Annotated in this window: 1 protein-coding gene; it reads left to right on the forward strand. The window is 67.8% G+C overall.

The features are described from left to right. Positions 1–51 precede the first annotated feature (51 nt). Positions 52–2,057, forward strand: a 2,006-nt coding sequence (locus AB0L59_RS42195) for an amino acid adenylation domain-containing protein (RefSeq protein WP_365593510.1), incomplete at its 3' end; no start/stop codon positions are given.

A 2,057-nucleotide genomic window follows, 5' to 3' on the forward strand; every position in this document is an offset into this window, starting at 1 on the left:
GAGACGTTCGACGGGGTGGGTCGGCCGGCTGGTTTGCGGGGTCAGTTGACGGTGGCGGCGGATCTGTTCGAGGGGGGGAGTGTCGGGCGGATCGCGGAGCGTTTGGTGTGGGTGTTGGAGCAGGTGGTTGCGGATCCGTCGGTGTCGGTGGGTGCGGTGGAGGTGTTGGGCGGGGTTGAGCGGGAGCGGGTGTTGGGGGAGTGGGCTGGTGTGGCGGTGGAGGAGCCGTCGGTGTTTTTGCCGGAGTTGTTTGCGGCGCAGGTGGTGCGGACGCCGGATGCGCCTGCGGTGGTGTTCGAGGGTGAGGTGCTCTCGTATGCGGAGTTGGATGCGCGGGCGAATCGGTTGGCGCGGTATCTGGTTGGTTTGGGTGTGGGGCGTGGCTGTGTGGTGGGGGTGTGTTTGGAGCGTGGGGTTGAGTTGGTGGTGGCGCTGCTGGGGGTGTTGAAGTCGGGGGCGGCGTATGTGCCGTTGGATCCTGGGTTTCCGGCGGAGCGGTTGGGTGTTGTGCTGGCGGATGCGGGTCCGGTGTGTGTGGTGACGTCGGCGGTGTGTGGGTCGGTGTTGCCGCGGGGTGTGGTGCGGGTGTTGGTGGAGGATCCGGTTGTTGGGGGGCTGGATGGCAGTGGTGTGGGTGTGGGGGTGGTGTCGGGGGATGCGGCGTATGTGATGTTCACGTCGGGTTCGACGGGGCGGCCGAAGGGTGTGGTGGTGTCGCATGGTGCGGTGGCGGCGCATCTGAGGGGTGTGGGGGAGCGGGTGCCTTTGGGGGTGGGTGATCGTCTGGTGGCGGTGACCACGGTGGCGTTCGATATTGCGGTGTTGGAGTTGTTTCTGCCGTTGGTGTCGGGTGCGGCGGTGGTGGTGGCTTCGCGTGAGGTGGTGCGGGACGGGGGTGCGTTGCTGGGGTTGGTGGTGTCGTCGGGGGCGACGGTGGTGCAGGGTGTGCCGTCGTTGTGGCGGGGTGTTTTGGAGGCGGGTGTCTGGCCGGGGTCGGTGCGGATGCTGGTGGGTGGTGAGGCGTTGCCGGGGGAGTTGGCCGGGGTGATGGCGGCGACCGGTGCGGTGGTGGTGAATGTGTATGGGCCGACGGAGGTGACGGTGTGGGCGACTTCTGCCGGGGTGGTGGGTGAGGGGCCGGTGGTGATTGGCCGGCCGTTCGTGGGTGTGCGGGCTTTTGTGCTGGATGAGTGGTTGCGGCCGGTGCCTGCGGGTGTGGCGGGTGAGTTGTATCTGTCGGGTGTGCAGGTGGCGCGTGGGTATGTGGGGCGTGCGGGTCTGACGGCTGAGCGGTTCGTGGCGAGTCCGTTCGAGTCGGGTGTGCGGATGTATCGCACGGGTGATGTGGCGCGGTGGGTCGGGGACGGGCAGTTGGAGTGTTTGGGGCGTGTCGATGATCAGGTGAAGGTGCGTGGGTTCCGGATCGAGCCGGGTGAGGTGGAGGCGGTGCTCGCGGCTGATGGGGCGGTGGCGCGGGCGGTGGTGGTGGCTCGTGAGGATGTTGCGGGTGATGTGCGGCTGGTGGGTTATGTGGTTGCCCGGGCCGGGTGTGTGGTGGACGGGGCGCGGTTGCGTGCGTTGGTGGGGCGGAGTCTGCCGTCGTACATGGTGCCGTCGGTGGTGGTGGTGCTGGATGCGTTGCCGTTGACGGCCAACGGGAAGCTGGATCGTGGGGCGTTGCCGGTGCCTGAGTACACGGCGGGTGGGGGTCGTGGTCCGGGCAGTGTGCAGGAGGAGCTTTTGTGCCTGGCCTTTGCGGAGGTGCTGGGCTTGGAGCGGGTGGGTGTGGAGGAGGACTTCTTCGCGCTGGGTGGTCACTCGTTGTTGGCGACGCGGCTGGTGAGTCGGGTTCGTGCTGTGCTGGGTGTGGAAGTGTCGTTGCGTGCGTTGTTCGAGACGCCGACGGTGGCGGGACTGGCGGCGCGGTTGGCGGAGGCGGGTGCGGCGCGGCTGGAGTTGACCTCGGCGGAGCGTCCCGAGCGGGTGCCGTTGTCCTTCGCACAGCGCCGTATGTGGTTCATCGGCCAACTCGAAGGCCCCAGCGCCACCTACAACAT

Source organism: Streptomyces sp. NPDC052109 (assembly GCF_040680195.1).
In the GTDB taxonomy this organism is placed as follows: domain Bacteria; phylum Actinomycetota; class Actinomycetes; order Streptomycetales; family Streptomycetaceae; genus Streptomyces.